The sequence below is a fragment of the Streptomyces sp. SN-593 genome (assembly GCF_016756395.1).
Taxonomy (GTDB): domain Bacteria; phylum Actinomycetota; class Actinomycetes; order Streptomycetales; family Streptomycetaceae; genus Actinacidiphila; species Actinacidiphila reveromycinica.
In genome coordinates, this window is sequence record NZ_AP018365.1 from 1611212 (window position 1) to 1626762 (window position 15551).

A 15551-nucleotide genomic window follows, 5' to 3' on the forward strand; every position below is an offset into this window, starting at 1 on the left:
TCACGGGCCGCTCCACGGTCCCGGACGGAACCACGGTCGCGGGTCGGGGCGTGGGCTCGGGTCGAGTGCCGGGCTCGGGTCGAGTGCCGGGCTCGGGTCGAGGGCCGGGCTCGGGTCGAGTACCGAACTCGGGTCGAGTGCCGGGCTCGGGTCGGGCCCCGACCGCGGATCGGGTCCGGGCCGTCGCGCGGGCCACGGGACCGGCTCCGACCGCGGAGGGTGCCCGATGAAGGGGCTGATGGTCGCCGGGACCGGGTCCGACACCGGCAAGAGCGTGGTGACCGCCGGGATCTGCCGCTGGCTGACCCGCCAGGGCCTGCGGGTGGCGCCCTTCAAGGGCCAGAACATGTCGCTCAACTCGTACGTGACCCGCGAGGGCGCCGAGATCGGCCGGGCACAGGCGATGCAGGCGCAGGCGGCCCGCGTCGAGCCCTCGGCGCTGATGAACCCGGTGCTGCTCAAGCCCGGCGGCGACCACCGCAGCCAGGTCGTGGTACTCGGCAAGCCCGTCGGCGAGTTGAGCGCGCGCGGCTACCACGGCGGCCGGCAGGCCGAGTTGCTCGGCACCGTGGTGGAGTGCCTGGAGGAGTTGGGCCGCACCCACGACGCCGTGGTCTGCGAGGGAGCCGGCAGCCCCGCCGAGATCAACCTGCGCCGCACCGACATCGTCAACATGGCCGTGGCCAGGAGCGCGGGCCTGCCGGTCGTGGTGGTGGGCGACATCGACCGCGGCGGCGTCTTCGCGTCGTTCTACGGCACGACGGCCCTGCTCGCGCCGGAGGACCAGCGGCTGGTCGCGGGCTACCTGGTGAACAAGTTCCGCGGTGACGTCTCGCTGCTGCGGCCCGGCCTGGACATGCTGCGCGGGCTGACCGGCCGTCCCACCCTCGGCGTGCTGCCCTTCGCCCACGGCCTGGGGATCGACGAGGAGGACGGGCTGCGGGTGTCGCTGCGCGGCGCGGTGCGTGAGTCCGCGGTCGAACCGCCGTACGGGGAGGAGGTGTTGCGGGTCGCGGTGGCCGCGCTGCCGCTGATGTCGAACTTCACCGACCTCGACGCGCTCGCCGCCGAACCCGGCGTCGTGGTGCGGTTCGTGGACCGCCCGGACGAACTCGCCGACGCCGACCTGGTGGTGCTGCCCGGCACCCGCGGTACCGTCCGCGCGCTGGAGTGGCTGCGCGAGCGCGGCCTGGCCGAGGCGGTCCGCCGGCGCGCCGCGCAGGGCCGCCCGGTGCTGGGCGTCTGCGGCGGCTTCCAGATCCTCGCCGAACACATCGAGGACGACGTGGAGTCGCGGGCCGGGGCCGTCCCCGCGCTCGGGCTGCTGCCGGCACGGGTCCGCTTCGCCCGGGAGAAGACGCTCGCCCGCCCGGAGGGCACGCAGTACGGCGAGCACGTGCGCGGCTACGAGATCCACCACGGGGTGGCCGAACTGCTGGGCGGCGACGAGCCGTTCCTCGACGGCTGCCGGGTCGGCGCGGTCTGGGGCACCCACTGGCACGGTTCGCTGGAGAGCGACGGCTTCCGGCGGGCGTTCCTCCGGCAGGTGGCCGCGGCCGCGGGGCGGCGGTTCGTCCCCGCCCCCGACACCCGCTTCGAGGCGTTGCGGGAGGGCCAGTTGGAGCGGCTGGCGGACCTGGTCGAGGAGCACGCCGACACCGCGGCACTGCTGCGGCTGGTCGAGCAGGGCCCGCCGCCCGGACTGCCGTTCCTTCCGCCGGGGGCGCCGTGAGACCGCCGCCGCCCCCGGCCCCCGGAGGACCCGGGCAGGGAACCGCAGGACCCGCAGGCCCCGCCGTCACGACTTCCGCTCGAAGGAGCGACCCTGGCATGAGTACCACCTACCCCTTCACCGCCGTCGTCGGGCAGGACGACCTGCGGCTCGCACTGCTGCTCAACGCGGTCTCGCCCGCGGTGGGCGGTGTGCTGGTGCGGGGCGAGAAGGGGACGGCGAAGACCACGACGGTGCGCGCGGTCGCCGCGCTGCTCCCGCACGTGACGGTGGTCCCCGGCTGCCGGTTCAGCTGCGACCCGGCGGCGCCGGACCCCCACTGCCCGGACGGGCCGCACGACCCGGCGCAGGACGGTGCCGAACGCGCCACGAAACTGGTCGAGTTGCCGGTGGGGGCCTCGGAGGACCGGCTCGTCGGCGCGCTGGACTTCGAACGCGCCCTCGCGGAGGGCGTCAAGGCGTTCGAGCCGGGGCTGCTGGCCGAGGCGCACCGCGGCGTGCTCTACGTCGACGAGGTCAACCTGCTCAACGACCACCTCGTGGACGTGCTGCTGGACGCCGCCGCCACCGGGGCGAGCTACGTGGAGCGCGAGGGCGTGTCGGTGCGGCACGCGGCGCGCTTCCTGCTGGTGGGCACGATGAACCCGGAAGAGGGCGAGCTGCGGCCGCAGTTGCTCGACCGGTTCGGGCTGACCGTGGAGGTCACCGCCTCGCGCGAGACCGACGAGCGGGTCGAGGTGGTGCGCCGCCGGCTGGCCTACGACGACGACCCGGAGCAGTTCGCCGCACGATGGGCGCCACAGGAGCAGCAGGCGCGCGAACGTATCGCGGCCGCGCGGGAGTTGCTGCCGTCGGTGCGGCTCGGGGACACGGTGCTGCGGCAGATCGCGGCGACCTGCGCGGCCTTCGAGGTGGACGGGATGCGCGCCGACATCGTGATGGCGCGCACCGCGACCGCGCTGGCGGCGTGGGCCGGCCGTACCGGGGTCACGGCCGCCGACGTGCGGCAGGCGGCACTGCTGGCGCTGCCGCACCGCCGCCGGCGCAACCCCTTCGACGCGCCCGGCCTCGACGAGGAGAAGCTGGACCAGGCGCTGGAGCAGGCGCGGCAGGAGGCGGAACAGGCCGAGGCGGAGGGCGCCGGACCCGACGACGGCCCCGAGCCCGACCCTGACCCGGACGGCGGCCCCGAGAGCGGCGGTCCGGACGGTGGGCCCGGCGGCGACGGGCCCGGCGGCGGTGGCGGGGTGCCGCCGCAGCGCGACCCCGCGTCGGACCCCGGCGACGGCTCCGCGGCGCCCGACGCCGGCCCGCAGTCCGCGTCCCCGCCGCCCGGCGAGGGCGCGCAGCCGGGGACGGGCCCCGGCGCGGCCCCCGCCGCGGGCGCCGAGCAGCCGCCGTCCGCCGCCGGGGAGCCGTACCGGACCCGGGCGCTGACGGTGCCCGGACTGGGCGAGGGCGCCGCCGGCCGGCGCTCGCGGGCCCGCACCGCGCAGGGGCGGACGACCGGGGCGGAGCTGCCGCACGGCCGGCTGGCGGCGCTGCACCTGACGGCGACGCTGCGCGCGGCGGCGCCCCACCAGCGGGCGCGGGGGCGCGACGGCACCGGCCTCGTGGTGCGCCGGCCGGACCTGCGGCAGGCGGCGCGGGAGGGCCGGGAGGGCAATCTCGTGCTGTTCGTGGTGGACGCGTCGGGCTCGATGGCCGCGCGGCGGCGGATGGGCGCGGTGAAGGGCGCGGTGCTGTCGCTGCTGCTCGACGCCTACCAGCGGCGCGACAAGGTCGGCCTGGTCACCTTCCGGGGCACGGGCGCGGAGCTGGCGCTGCCGCCGACGTCGTCGGTGGACGCGGGCGCGGCCCGGCTGGAGAAACTGCCGACCGGGGGCCGTACCCCGCTGGCGGCGGGACTGCTGCGGGCCCACGAGGTGCTGCGGGTGGAGCGGCTGCGGGACGCCTCCCGGCGGCCGCTGCTGGTGGTGGTCACCGACGGGCGGGCCACCGGCGGGGTGGAGCCGCTGCCGCGGGCGGCGCGCGCGGCCCGGCTGCTGGCCGCGTCCGGCGTCGCGTCCGTGGTAGTGGACTGCGAGTCCGGCCCGGTGCGGCTGGGCCTGGCGGGCGCGCTGGCCCGGGACCTGGGCGCCGCCGCCGTGACGCTGGAGGAACTGCGGGCCGACACGGTGTCCGCGCTGGTCAAGGACGTACGGAGGGCCGCGTAATGCCGCAGGGACAGCCGAGTGTGGTGCCGGACGACGGGCTGACCACGCGCCAGCGCCGCAACCGGCCGCTGACGATCGTGCACACCGGTCCGGGCAAGGGGAAGTCCACGGCGGCGTTCGGACTGGCGCTGCGGGCCTGGAACCAGGGCTGGCCGGTAGGGGTGTTCCAGTTCGTCAAGTCGGCGAAGTGGAAGGTCGGCGAGGAGCGGGCGCTGAAGGTGCTGGGTGCCTCCGGCGAGGGCGGCACGGTCGCCTGGCACAAGATGGGCGAGGGCTGGTCCTGGGTGCAGCGCGACCTCGCCTCCAGCGAGGAGGCGGCCCGGGAGGGCTGGGCGCAGGTCAGGCGCGACCTCGCGGCGGAGACCTACCGGCTGTACGTCCTGGACGAGTTCGCGTACCCGATGCACTGGGGATGGGTACCGGTGCGGGAGGTGGTGGAGGTGCTGCGGGAACGCCCCGGCACCCAGCACGTGGTGGTCACCGGGCGCAACGCGCCGGCCGAACTCCTCGACCACGCGGACCTGGTGACGGAGATGGGGAAGGTCAAGCACCCGATGGACAGCGGGCAGAAGGGGCAACGGGGGATCGAGTGGTGAGTGCTGGGACCCGTACGGAGTCCGCGGTCCCGGGGTCCGCAGTCCCGGGGTCCGCGGTCCCGAGGTTCGTGGTCGCCGCGCCGGCCTCGCGCAGCGGCAAGACGACGGTGGCCACCGGGCTGATGGCCGCGTTCGCCGCGCGCGGCCTCGCGGTGTCCCCGCACAAGGTCGGCCCGGACTACATCGACCCGGGCTACCACGCGCTCGCCACCGGCCGGCCCGGCCGCAACCTCGACCCGTACCTGTGCGGGGTGGACCGCATGGTGCCGCTGTTCCTGCACGGCGCGGCCGGGGCGTCGCTCGCCGTGGTCGAGGGCGTGATGGGCCTGTTCGACGGTGCCACCGGGCACGGTGAGCTGGCCTCGACCGCGCAGGTCGCCAAGGTGCTGTCCGCGCCCGTCGTGCTGGTGGTGGACGCCTCCGCGCAGGCGCGGTCGGTGGCCGCGCTGGTGCACGGCTTCGCCTCCTTCGACCCGGGGGTGCGGATGGGCGGAGTGGTGCTCAACAAGGTCGGTTCGGCGCGCCACGAGGAGATCCTGCGCGCGGCCCTGGAGGAGGTCGGCATCCCGGTGCTGGGCGCGCTGGGCCGCTCCGACGTGCTCGCAGTGCCGGCCCGGCACCTCGGACTGGTGCCGGCGGCCGAGCGGCGCGCGGAGGCGGTGGCGTGGGTCGGGGCGGTGGCGGACCGGGTGGCCGCGGGCTGCGACCTGGACGCCCTGCTGGCGCTCGCGCGCACCGCTCCCCCGCTGGCGGGCCCCGCGTGGGATCCGGCCGCGGCGGTGGCGGGGTCGGCTGACGGCGTGGCGGCGGGTGCTGGAGAGGCGACCGTCCCCGGCGGCCCGGCGGCGGACGGCCCGGCGAGGGGCGGTCCGGCGACAGGTGGTCCGGCAGACCGCGACGGAGCGGACGGCGACCTGGCGGGCCGGGACGGGCCGCGGCGCACGGGTGCCCGGCCCGTGGTCGCGGTGGCCCGCGGCGCCGCCTTCACCTTCGCCTACCCCGAGCACGAGGAGCTGCTGAGCGCCGCGGGCGCCGACGTCGTCGGCTTCGACCCGCTCACCGACGAGGCGCTGCCGCCCGGTACCCGCGGGGTGGTGATCGGCGGCGGCTTCCCCGAGATGTACGGGCCCGAACTGTCGGCGAACGGCGCGCTGCGCCGCGACGTCGCGCGCTTCGCCGGGCCGGTGGCCGCGGAGTGCGCCGGACTGCTGTACCTGGTCAGGGAGTTGGACGGGCACCCGATGTGCGGGGTGCTCGACGCCAAGGCGTGGATGGGCGCCCGGCTGACGCTCGGCTACCGCGAGGCGGTGGCCGTCGGCGACAGCGTGCTGGCCGCCGCCGGGACGCGGGTGCGCGGCCACGAGTTCCACCGCACCCGGGTCGAACCCGACGCCGGCCCGGCCCCGGCGTGGGGGTTCGTGCGCCCCGAGCGCCGCGTCGAGGGCTTCGTCCACCACCGCGTGCACGCCTCCTACCTGCACACGCACTGGGCCGCCGAACCCGCCCTCGCCCGGCGCTTCGTCGCCTCCTGCGCCGCGCGTCCGCCGCGATGAGCGGGCCCTACTACGTCGGCGTGGGCGCGAGCCGCGCGGCGGACGCTGCCGAGGTCCTGGCGCTGGTGCGGGCCGCACTGACGGAGGTGGCGGTGCTGGCGTGGGCGCGGGCACCCGAACCGGTACCGCTGCCGGTGCCCGCGCCCGCGGCGCCCGGGAACGACGCGGACGCGGCGGGCGACGGCGGCCCGCGGGACCCGTCGAGGGACCTGCCGCACCCGGCGTACCGGCGGGGCGACCAGCGGGGGCCGTCAACGCCCGGCCCGGGCACGGGGCTTCGGCAGGAGCAGTCGCGGGACCGGTCACCGGCCCACCCGGGCGCGGCACGTCCGCGCGTCGCACCGCCCCCGGTTCCGGCCGCCGCCACTGCCACCGGCCCGGACGGCCCGGACTCCGGTGCCGGCACCGGCAGGGACGTCCCCGCCTCCGGCTCCGGGCTCCCCTCGCACGGCGCTCTCCTTGTGGCGGTGCTGGCCACCGCCGCCGGGAAGGAGCGGTCCCCCTCGATCGCCGGCGCCGCCGCACGCCTCGGGGTGGAGGTGGTCGCCTTCGCCCCGGACACCCTCGCGCGGGTGGCGGTCCCGACACCGTCGGAGGTGGCGCTCGGCACGCTCGGCACCCCGTCGGTCGCCGAGGCCGCGGCGCTGCTCGCGGCCGGCCCGGGCGCCGAACTCGCCCTCACCAAGCGGAAGTCGGCGCACGCCACGGTCGCGGTCGCCGTCCGCGGCCCGCGGCGAGCCGTACCGTCCGCTGCCGTCCCGTCCGCTGTCCCGTCCGCCGCCCTGTCGGGCGCTGCCGCCGGGCCCTTGGCCGCCACCCCCTCCCCCGCCCCCGGCGCGTTCCGCGACCGCGGCCCCGCACCCCCTGGAGCACCCGACGTGTACCCCGACGGCCACGACCTGCGGCACCACGGCGACGCGGAGGTGGGCGACGGGCTGGTCGACCTGGCGGTGAACGTACGGCAGGGCACGCCCCCGGGCTGGCTGGTCGAGGTGATCGGCGGGACGCTGTCCGGCCTGGCCGCGTATCCGGACGGGCGGGCGGCCCGGCACGCGGTCGCGGCGCGGCACGGCCGGGCGGACGCGGAGGTGCTGCTGACCGCCGGCGCGGCCGAGGCGTTCGTGCTGCTGGCCCGGGTGCTGCGGCCCCGGCGCGCGGTGGTGGTGCACCCGCAGTTCACGGAGCCGGAGGCGGCGCTGCGGGCGGCGGGCCACGTGGTCGAGCGGGTGCTGCTGGACGCGTCCGACGGGTTCCGGCTGCACCCGGGCAAGGTGCCGGCGGACGCGGACCTGGTGGTGCTCGGCAACCCGACGAACCCCACGTCGGTCCTGCACCCGGCCGCGCTGGTCCGGGAGTTGGCCCGCCCGGGGCGCACCCTGGTGGTGGACGAGGCGTTCATGGACGCGGTCCCGGGCGAGCGGGAGTCACTGGCCGGAGCGGTCGGCCCCGACAGAGCGGTCGGCGGGGCCGGAGCGGCGGGCGGCGCCGGTACGGTGCCGGGCCTGGTGGTGCTGCGCAGCCTGACCAAGACGTGGGGCCTGGCCGGCCTGCGGATCGGCTACGTGCTCGCGGCAGAGGAGTTGATCGCCCAACTGGCCGCCGCGCAACCACTGTGGGCGGTGTCCTCGCCCGCGCTGGCGGCCGCCGGCGCGTGCGTGACGGCGAGCGCGGTCGAGGAGGCGGCGCGGGCGGCCCGGCAGGTCGCCGCGGACCGCGCCCACCTGCTGGCGCGGCTGCGGGAGGTGCCGGGGGTCCACGTGGCCGGGGACGCGCCCGCGGCGCCCTTCGTGCTGCTGCGCACCCCGGGCGCCGACCGGGTGCGCGCGGCACTGCGGGAGTCGGGCTACGCGGTGCGCCGCGGCGACACCTTCCCCGGCCTCGGACCGGACTGGCTGCGGGTGGCGGTGCGCGACCGCCGCACCACCGACGGGTTCGTCGACGCGCTGTGCGCCGTGCTCACTTCACGCCCAGCGCGGTGAGGTCGATCTCGCCGAGCACCTGCTGCTGGTAGACGTTGGTCAGCCGCGGCCCGCGGTAGACCAGGTGGCGGTCGTAGACGATCGGCACCGTCGCGGCGTCGGACAGCACCTGGGCGTCGATCTTGGTCCACGCCGTCTTCGCCGCCGACGGGCTGGTGAGCGTGTCGGCCTGGTCGATCATGCTGTTGAGGGTGCTGTCGTCGAGGGCCGCGTAGTTGGACTCGGAGCCGGGGGCGACGAGTTGCCGCAGGAAGCCGCCCCCGGTCGGGTAGTCGCCGACCCAACCGGTGTACACCATGCCCCACTTGGCAGCCTTGAGCTTCGTGGGCGACAGCAGCGTGTCGTAGAACGCGCCGGCGTCCATGGTCTTGACGGTGACCTTGATGCCGACCTTCGCCAGCGCCGTGGCGATCGCCTCCATGGCCTGCTGGCCCTTGGACGCGCCCGCGACACCGACCAGGGTGGTGCTGAAGCCGTCCGGCTTTCCGCACGCGGTCAGTTCGGTCCTGGCGTACTGCTCCTCGGCCTCCCCGGTGGTGGAGGAGTACATGTTGGCCTTGGGGTCGTGGCTGATGTTGGTGGGCGGCAGCATGGTGGTGGCGATGTCGCCGCCTTCGTACTGCCCGCCGAGCGCGGCCTGCACCTGCTCGCGGTCCACCGCGTAGGCGACGGCCCGGCGGCACAGGACGTCGTCGAAGGGCGCCTGGTCGGTGCTCAGGCTCAGATAGCGGGTGGCGCCGGTGTAGGCGAGGTCCGCGTCGGCCTTCCTGGACGGGTCGTTGATGACCTTCGTCTCGGTGTCGTCGTCGAGCAGCGACTGGGTGAAGTCCAGGTCGGCGCTGCCGTCGAGCACCGCCTGCTCGACGGCCTGCTGCGAGTCGTAGAGCTTCAACTGGTACCCGGTGGGCAGTTGGGAGCGCACCTGGTCGGTGCTGGCCTTCCACTCGGTGTTGCGCACCAGTTGGAGCGACTTGCCGGGGACGTACGCGGACACCTTGTACGGGCCGCTGGCCACCGGGTGCTCCTCGTAGTCCTTGCCGCCGCCGGTGTCGGCGCTCGGCGGCACCACGGCCCCGTCGGCCATGGCGAGGATGTACGGGAAGTCCGCGTAGGGCTTGGCGAGCGTGAAGACGACGGTGCCGTCGTCGGGGGTGGCGACCGACTTCAGCCCCATCCGGCCGGGGTCGCTGTCGTCGTAGGGGCCCGGGTAGTGCTGCCCCTCGTCGAGGAGGTCGGACAGGTAGGTCGAGCCGCTGGGGTGGACGTCCTGGTCGAAGGTGCGCTCGATGCCGTACTTGACGTCCTTGGAGGTGATCGCCGAGCCGTCCTGGAAGCGCAGGCCCTTCTTGAGGTGGAAGGTCCAGGTCAGGCCGTCGTCACTGACGCCGCCGGTGGTGGTGGCCAGGTCCGGCACCAACTGGCGGCCCTTGTCGCCGGGCGCGGGCGCGTAGCTGACCAGGCTGCGGTAGAGCAGCCGCTGGATGTTCCAGGCGCTGGGGTCGTAGGTGTCGGCCGGGTCCAGCAGGGCGTCGGGGAAGTTCGAGGTGGCCAGGTGGACGGTGCCGCCGGTCTGCGTGGACGGGCGCACGACGCCGTTGTTGCCGCCGTTGAACCCCGTGCCCGCCTTGCCGCCGTGGCGCTGGAGGGCGGCCTGCTGGTCCACCGGCGCGGACGTCGGCGGGTGCGGGTCGGGCCCCGGGTCCGGCTTGTCGCCGCCGAGGGCGCCGGTGGCCAGGACGACCGAGACGGTGATGCCGGCGACGGCGAGCCCGGCCACCCCGGTCAGGACCTTGCGGCGCGCGCTCCACCCGGGTGTGGGGGCGGGCGGTGTGTCGGACGGCAGGCCGACGCCCGCGGCGGGGCCGGCCGGCGGGCCCTGCCGCACGGCGGGCCGGTGCAGCGGCGGGGTTCCGTTGTTCACCGGCGGCGGGGTGCTCGGCTGGTACGGCGGGGGCAACGGCACCTGCGGGCTGCGGGAGTAGGCGGGGTGTTCGAGCGGCGCGGCAGCCGGGGTGCCGGCGCCCGCCGGGGTACCCGCGCCCGCCGGGTACGGCCCGGGTATCGGCTGCGCGGGCGGGCCCTGGGCGGGGAGCGAGGGCAGGGCGCCGCCGACTCCGAAGGTGGCGCGCGGGTCGGCGCCGGCGGGGGGCGCCGGCGGGGACGGCTGGGCCGACGGGCGGGCGGACGCGGAGCCGGGCGCGGACCCCGGCGCGGGCGCGGGGGTGGACCCGGGCGCGGGGGCGGCGGCCGGCCTCGGGGCGGGCTTCGCCAGACCGAAGTCGCTCGGGGGCAGCGTGGCCGGCCCGCTCAGGGTGGCGGAGCGGGCGGCGGTCAGCCAGGCCCACAGCCGCGCCCGGTAGACGCCGGCGTCGGCGGGGCGGTCGTCGGGCGACTTCGCGAGCGCGGCCATCACCAGGGCGTCGAGCTCCGCGGACACCCGCGGGTTGCGGGTGGAGGGCGCGGGCGGCGCGGAGTGGACGTGCCAGTACATCAGGCTCAGCGCGCTGCCGTCGTGGAACGGCGGCTTGCCGGTGAGCAGTTCGGTGAGCACGCAGCCGACGGCGTAGATGTCGCTGCGGGCGTCCACGTCACGGCCGTTGATCTGCTCGGGCGACATGTAGCTGGGGGTGCCGACCGAGGAGCCGGCGGTGGTCAGCCGGGTGTCGGTGTCCAGCACGCGGGCGATGCCGAAGTCGGCGACCTTGACCGCGCCTTCCTCGGTGACCATCACGTTGGCCGGCTTCACGTCGCGGTGCACGGTGCCGTGGCTGTGCGCGTGGGCGAGCGCGTCGAGGATGTCGCAGACGATCCGCACCGCCCGCTCGGGCTCGAACGGGGCCTGCTCGCGCACGAGTTCGGAGAGCGTGCCACCGCGGACGTACTCCATGACGAGGTACGGCACCACGGTGTCGCCGTCCCGGTACTCGTCCTGGTCGTGGACGGTGACGATGCCGGGGTGGTTCAGCGCGCCGGCCGCGTGCGCCTCGCGGGCGAACCTGCGGCGGGCGTCGGGGTCCAGCGCCAGTTCCGGCATCAGGGTCTTGATGGCCACGATCCGGCCCATCCGGGTGTCCCGGGCACGGTGCACCCGGGCCATCCCGCCGGAGCCGAGCAGCTCCGCGAGTTCGTATCTGCCCGCGAAAAGCCCGTCGCTCATGCCCGCCCGCCCTGTTGCCCCACCGTTGCCCCACCCGTGTCGTGCCCGTGGCGAGGCCGTCGGCCGTCCCCCGGACGTGGGGACCAGCCTACGGGGGCGGCGCCGTCACCGGTGCCGCCCCCCGCGCTTGTTACCGCCTTGTGGCGGTCACGCGTCACCGCCGGTGGGCGAACCGGCCGCGCGGCGGCGGCGGTTGGCGACGACGAAGGTCAGCGCGCCCGCGGCCACGAGTGCGGCGGCGCCGCCGGCGACGTAGGGGGTGCTGGAACTGGCGCCGGTCTCGGCGAGGTCGCCGGTGGAGGAGGTGTCGGCGACGGTCTGGGCGCCGGAGCCACCGGAGCCGCCCGAGGCGGAGGAACCGGACGACCCGGCGGAGCCCGAGGAACCCGAGGAACCGGCGGACCCGGCGGACCCGGACGACCCGCCGCTGCCCGAACCGCCGCTCGTGCCGCCCCCGTTGCCCGAGCCGCCGGAGGAGTGCCCGCCGGTCGAACCGCCGGTGTCCGCGCCGCCCGTGGACGAACCGCCGGAGGAGCCCGCCGTGGCCGCACCGCTGGACGAACCGCCCGTGGACGCACCCCCCGACGACGAGCCGCTGTCGCCCTTCGGGGTGCGGCAGGTGGCCTGCGCGAGCGTGATGTCGCCGGTCACGTGGGCGACGCCCAGGCTCAGCGGATCGATGTCGACCTTGAGGTGCAGGGCCGTGGCCGCCGCGGTGGCGGAGGTGGTGACGGCGTCGGTCAGCTCCAGGTCCACCTCACCGACGCCGGGGACGGCGACCTTGGTGGTGCCGATCGCCGACAGTTCGGTGCGCCTGCCGAGCACGGTCAGGCCGACCAGGTGCGAGGAGGCGGTCGGCCGGTGCCCGACCTGGCAGGTCGCGGTGGACGTCACCGCGTCCAGCTTGACCACGGACAGCAGCGGCAGCCCGGGCACGTGCAGGTCGGCCCCCACGATGTCGGCGACGCCCTGGGCCTTGTCGGGGCCGGTGGTGGCGTTCGCGGTGGCGGCGGAGGCGCGCAGCAGGTTCACGGCCCGGCCCGCCTCGACGCCGTGGCCGACCGTCACGGTCAGCGCGGTCTGCTTGGCGTCGGCCGGGGCGTGCACGTCGTTCAGCGAGACGTTCACGGGCACGTCCACGGTCCTGCCCAGCAGGGACACGTCCAGGCCCGCGCGCAGGTCCGTGGCCGTGGCGGCGCCGGTGTCGTGCGCGGTCGCGGGCACCGCCTGCACGGCCGGCGCGACGGCCAGCACGGCCCCGGCGGCGACGGCCGTGGCCGCGCCGAGGACGGCGGCCGAACGGCGTGCGGGCAGGCGGAAGTTGATGGTGCGGTACACGGTTGGGAAACCCCCACGTATGGGATGGCGCCCCCGGCGCGCGCTGATTGGGGACAGCCGCCGGGGACATCGACCCGGCAATGTTTACGCACTGAGAGTGAATTGACGGCTACACGACGCCAGTTCACCCAGAAGGGTGGTTTCCGTGCATTTCTTCGATTCCCGGCGTACGGCCGTTCTGCACCGTTCACCTCCGCGGGGGGCGCACTCCGGCTGCCGGTGCGGCGCGGGACCGCGCCGGGTGACGCGGGCTCAGGCCACGGTGCGGCCGCGCAGCACCACGCGGCGCGGCGCGGCGAGCACCCGGACGTCGGCGCGCGGGTCCTCGTCGAGGACCAGGAGGTCGGCCGGCGCGCCCTCCTCCAGCCCGTCCCGGCCCAGCCAGCGGCGGGCGTCCCAGGTCGCGGCGGACAGCGCGGCGGTGGTCGGCAGCCCGGCGCGCACCAGTTCGGCCACCTCCTCGGCGACCAGCCCGTGCGGGAGGCTGCCACCGGCGTCGGTGCCCGCGTAGACCGGCACGCCCGCGTCGTACGCGTCGCGCACGGTCCGGTGGCGGCGCGCGTGCAGCCGCTCCAGGTGGGCCGACCAGCGGGGGAACTTGGCGGCGCCGCCGGCCGCCAACCGCGGGAAGGTGGCGATGTTGACCAGGGTCGGCACGATGGCGACGCCGCGCTCGGCGAAGAGCGGGATCGTGTCGTCGGTGAGGCCGGTGGCGTGCTCGACGCAGTCGATCCCGGCGTCCACCAGGTCGGCGAGGGAGTCCTCGGCGAAGCAGTGCGCGGTGACCCGGGCGCCCTCCTCGTGGGCCGCGGCGATCGCCTCGCGCAGCGCGTCCGCGGGCCAGCACGGCGCCAGGTCGCCGATGCCGCGGTCGATCCAGTCGCCGACCAGTTTGACCCAGCCGTCGCCCCTGCGCGCCTCGCGCCGCACGTAGGCGGTGAGGTCGCCGGGCTCGATCTCGTGGGCGTAGTTGCGGATGTAGCGGCGGGTGCGGGCGATGTGCCGGCCGGCCCGGATGATCCTCGGCAGGTCCTCGCGGTCGTCGATCCACCGGGTGTCGGCGGGCGTTCCGGCGTCGCGCAGCAGCAGGGCCCCCGCCCCGCGTTCGGTCAGCGCCTGCTTCTCGGTGGTGGCCTCGTCCACGGCGCCGTGCGCGTCGAGGCCGACGTGGCAGTGCGCGTCCACCAGCCCCGGCAGCACCCACCCGGTGGCGGTCGCGGTGACCTCGGCGGCGGGCCGCCGGTAGGTGATCCGTCCGCCGACCACCCACAGTTCGTCCCTGACCGACGCGTCGTCCGGCCCGGCCAGCACCCGGCCCCGGACGTGCAGCACCTCGTTCGCTCCGGCTCCCATACCGGCACTGTACTGACCCGGGGCGGCCGCCCGGCAGGCCGCCGGCGCGGGAGCCGTGGCCACCGCGGGGCCGGCCCGCGGCAGGGGGCCGCCGCCGGCCGCGTGTCAGGAGACGAGCACGGACAGGTCGACCGCGTCGGCCATCGCCAGCATCCCCGCGTCATTGGGGTGCAGGTGGTCGCCGGAGTCATAGGCGGGCGCGAGGGCGTCGGGGTTCGAGGGGTCGCGGACGGCCCGGTCGAAGTCGACCACCGCGTCGAAGGCGCCGCTGCTCCTGATCCACTGGTTGACCTGCTCCCGGACCGCGTTCATCGCCGGGCTGAGCCGGCTGTAGGGCAGGATGGTCGCGCCGATCATCCGGACCCCGTCGGCATGGCCGCGGGCGATGAGGGTGCGGTAGCCGTCGATCAGGTTCCGCGCGGTCAGCGGGCCGCCGGCGCTGTTGAGGTCGTTGCTGAGGTCGTTGACGCCTTCGAGCAGGATGACGTCCTTGACGCCGGGCTCGCCGAGCGCGTCGTGGTCGAAGCGCTGCACGCCGCTGGGGCCGCGGTAGATCTCCGGCGCGGTGGTCAGCAGCCGGTTGCCGGCGATGCCGGCGTCGGTGACGCCGAGCCGCTGCCCGCCGGGCGCGCTGGCCAGCCGCCGGGCGAGCTGGTCGGGCCAGCGGCGGTTGGCGCCCGCGGTGGAGTGGTAGCCGTCGGTGATCGAGTCGCCGAAGGCCACCACGGTGGCGTGCGCGGTCGGCGCGACGACGTCGAGGCCGGACAGGTAGTACCAGGAGGTGCGGGTGCGGGCGTAACCCGCGGCGGAGTCGTCGGCGGCGTGGTCGACACCGTCGGTGGAGACGTAGGTCGTCTCGTACGCCTCGCGGTGGAAGGTGGAGGGGCCGGTGGTGCCCGACAGGTAGAGGCTGACCAGCAGGTTCTGGTCGGCGGCGACCCGCATCGGGATGACGTCGCTGTACTCCTCGCGGCCCGCGGCCACCGTGGTGGAGCGCGAGCCGCCGAAGGTCACCCGGTGGTGGGTGCCCGCGACCGCGCGGCCGCCGTCGTACTGCTCGGCGACGTCGGCGGCGCCCACCGTGAGCGGGCGGTCGCTGCGCAGGTCGGAGACCCTGATCCGCAGCCCGGAGCCGCCGATGCTGGTGTGCACCACCATCCGTACCGTCTGGTCGTGGAACGACGGGCCGCCCGCGCTCATCGCGCTCTCCCAGGCGCCGACCCGGCCCGGGTACGTCGCGGCGCTCTGCTGGGTGTCGGTGGCGGAGGAGGTGGCGCGGCCGTCCTGGGCGTCGTCCTGGCGGCCGCCGTGCGCGGTGGACACGAGCAGCGCGCCGACGGTCGCGGCGGCGACCACGCCGGCCGCGGGCGCCAGTACCGAGCGGCGCAGCGTCCGCCCGCGGGTCGCCCATGCGATACGGATACGGGTGGCGCGACGGGCGCGGGACATGCGGGTCTCCCCCAAGGTGGTTCCGTGCGGCCTGCTGTCGGCCGTATCGGACGCCCCGTGCCGGGCGGCGGTCCGTCGCATGTCTACAGCCCTTCCGAAAGCATATGCGGAGAACCGGTGAAGACCACATCAGCGTCCCACGGGCTCCCTCTCCCCACACCCGCGCGCGCCCGCCCCC

The 15551-nt window shown here is 76.3% G+C and carries 9 protein-coding genes; 5 read left to right on the forward strand and 4 right to left on the reverse strand.

The annotated features are described in order from the left end of the window. Positions 1-226 precede the first annotated feature (226 nt). The 5 genes from RVR_RS06850 to cobC all read left to right on the forward strand — a co-directional run bounded on the left by RVR_RS06850 (position 227) and on the right by cobC (position 8076). Positions 227-1732: a cobyric acid synthase gene (locus RVR_RS06850; protein WP_202232990.1), complete on the forward strand. Its 1506-nt coding sequence runs from the start codon at positions 227-229 to the stop codon at positions 1730-1732. Positions 1733-1830: 98 nt separating this feature from the next. Further along, positions 1831-3948, forward strand: a complete 2118-nt coding sequence (locus tag RVR_RS06855; RefSeq protein ID WP_202232991.1) for a putative cobaltochelatase — start codon at positions 1831-1833, stop codon at positions 3946-3948. Then, positions 3948-4544 carry a cob(I)yrinic acid a,c-diamide adenosyltransferase gene (gene cobO / locus RVR_RS06860; RefSeq protein ID WP_202232992.1) on the forward strand — a complete coding sequence of 199 codons (597 nt, stop codon included), beginning with the start codon at positions 3948-3950 and terminating at the stop codon, positions 4542-4544. The genes RVR_RS06855 and cobO overlap by 1 nt, the downstream gene beginning before the upstream one ends. Beyond that, positions 4541-6097 (forward strand): cobyrinic acid a,c-diamide synthase CobB, encoded by a 1557-nt coding sequence (locus tag RVR_RS06865; protein ID WP_202232993.1) that lies wholly within the window; start codon positions 4541-4543, stop codon positions 6095-6097. Before cobO ends, RVR_RS06865 begins: the two co-directional genes overlap by 4 nt. Then, positions 6094-8076 (forward strand): Rv2231c family histidinol phosphate aminotransferase CobC, encoded by a 1983-nt coding sequence (gene cobC / locus RVR_RS06870; protein ID WP_237404608.1) that lies wholly within the window; start codon positions 6094-6096, stop codon positions 8074-8076. The genes RVR_RS06865 and cobC overlap by 4 nt, the downstream gene beginning before the upstream one ends. Here the strand turns inward: cobC and RVR_RS06875 are convergent. From RVR_RS06875 to RVR_RS06890, 4 genes are all read right to left on the reverse strand, one after another. Further along, entirely contained in the window at positions 8054-11233 is a 3180-nt protein-coding gene (locus RVR_RS06875; RefSeq protein WP_202232994.1) for an ABC transporter substrate-binding protein, read from the reverse strand. The two genes, cobC and RVR_RS06875, sit on opposite strands and share 23 nt — an antisense overlap. Positions 11234-11380: 147 nt before the next feature. After that, entirely contained in the window at positions 11381-12571 is a 1191-nt protein-coding gene (locus RVR_RS06880; RefSeq protein WP_237404609.1) for an SCO1860 family LAETG-anchored protein, read from the reverse strand. A 252-nt stretch (positions 12572-12823) separates the two neighbouring features. Next, entirely contained in the window at positions 12824-13924 is a 1101-nt protein-coding gene (locus RVR_RS06885; RefSeq protein ID WP_202232995.1) for an amidohydrolase family protein, read from the reverse strand. A gap of 105 nt (positions 13925-14029) precedes the next feature. Further along, positions 14030-15373, reverse strand: coding sequence for an SGNH/GDSL hydrolase family protein (locus RVR_RS06890; RefSeq protein ID WP_202232996.1), 1344 nt, complete (start codon positions 15371-15373; stop codon positions 14030-14032). Positions 15374-15551: the final 178 nt, after the last annotated feature.

Bases quoted from the DNA above. Each gene is read 5' to 3' on its own strand.
- RVR_RS06890 (WP_202232996.1), bottom strand. From the start codon at position 15,373: ATGTCCCGCGCCCGTCGCGCCACCCGTATCCGTATCGCATGGGCGACC.
- cobC (WP_237404608.1), top strand. From the start codon at position 6,094: ATGAGCGGGCCCTACTACGTCGGCGTGGGCGCGAGCCGCGCGGCGGAC.
- cobO (WP_202232992.1), top strand. From the start codon at position 3,948: ATGCCGCAGGGACAGCCGAGTGTGGTGCCGGACGACGGGCTGACCACG.
- RVR_RS06850 (WP_202232990.1), top strand. From the start codon at position 227: ATGAAGGGGCTGATGGTCGCCGGGACCGGGTCCGACACCGGCAAGAGC.
- RVR_RS06885 (WP_202232995.1), bottom strand. From the start codon at position 13,924: ATGGGAGCCGGAGCGAACGAGGTGCTGCACGTCCGGGGCCGGGTGCTG.
- RVR_RS06875 (WP_202232994.1), bottom strand. From the start codon at position 11,233: ATGAGCGACGGGCTTTTCGCGGGCAGATACGAACTCGCGGAGCTGCTC.
- RVR_RS06855 (WP_202232991.1), top strand. From the start codon at position 1,831: ATGAGTACCACCTACCCCTTCACCGCCGTCGTCGGGCAGGACGACCTG.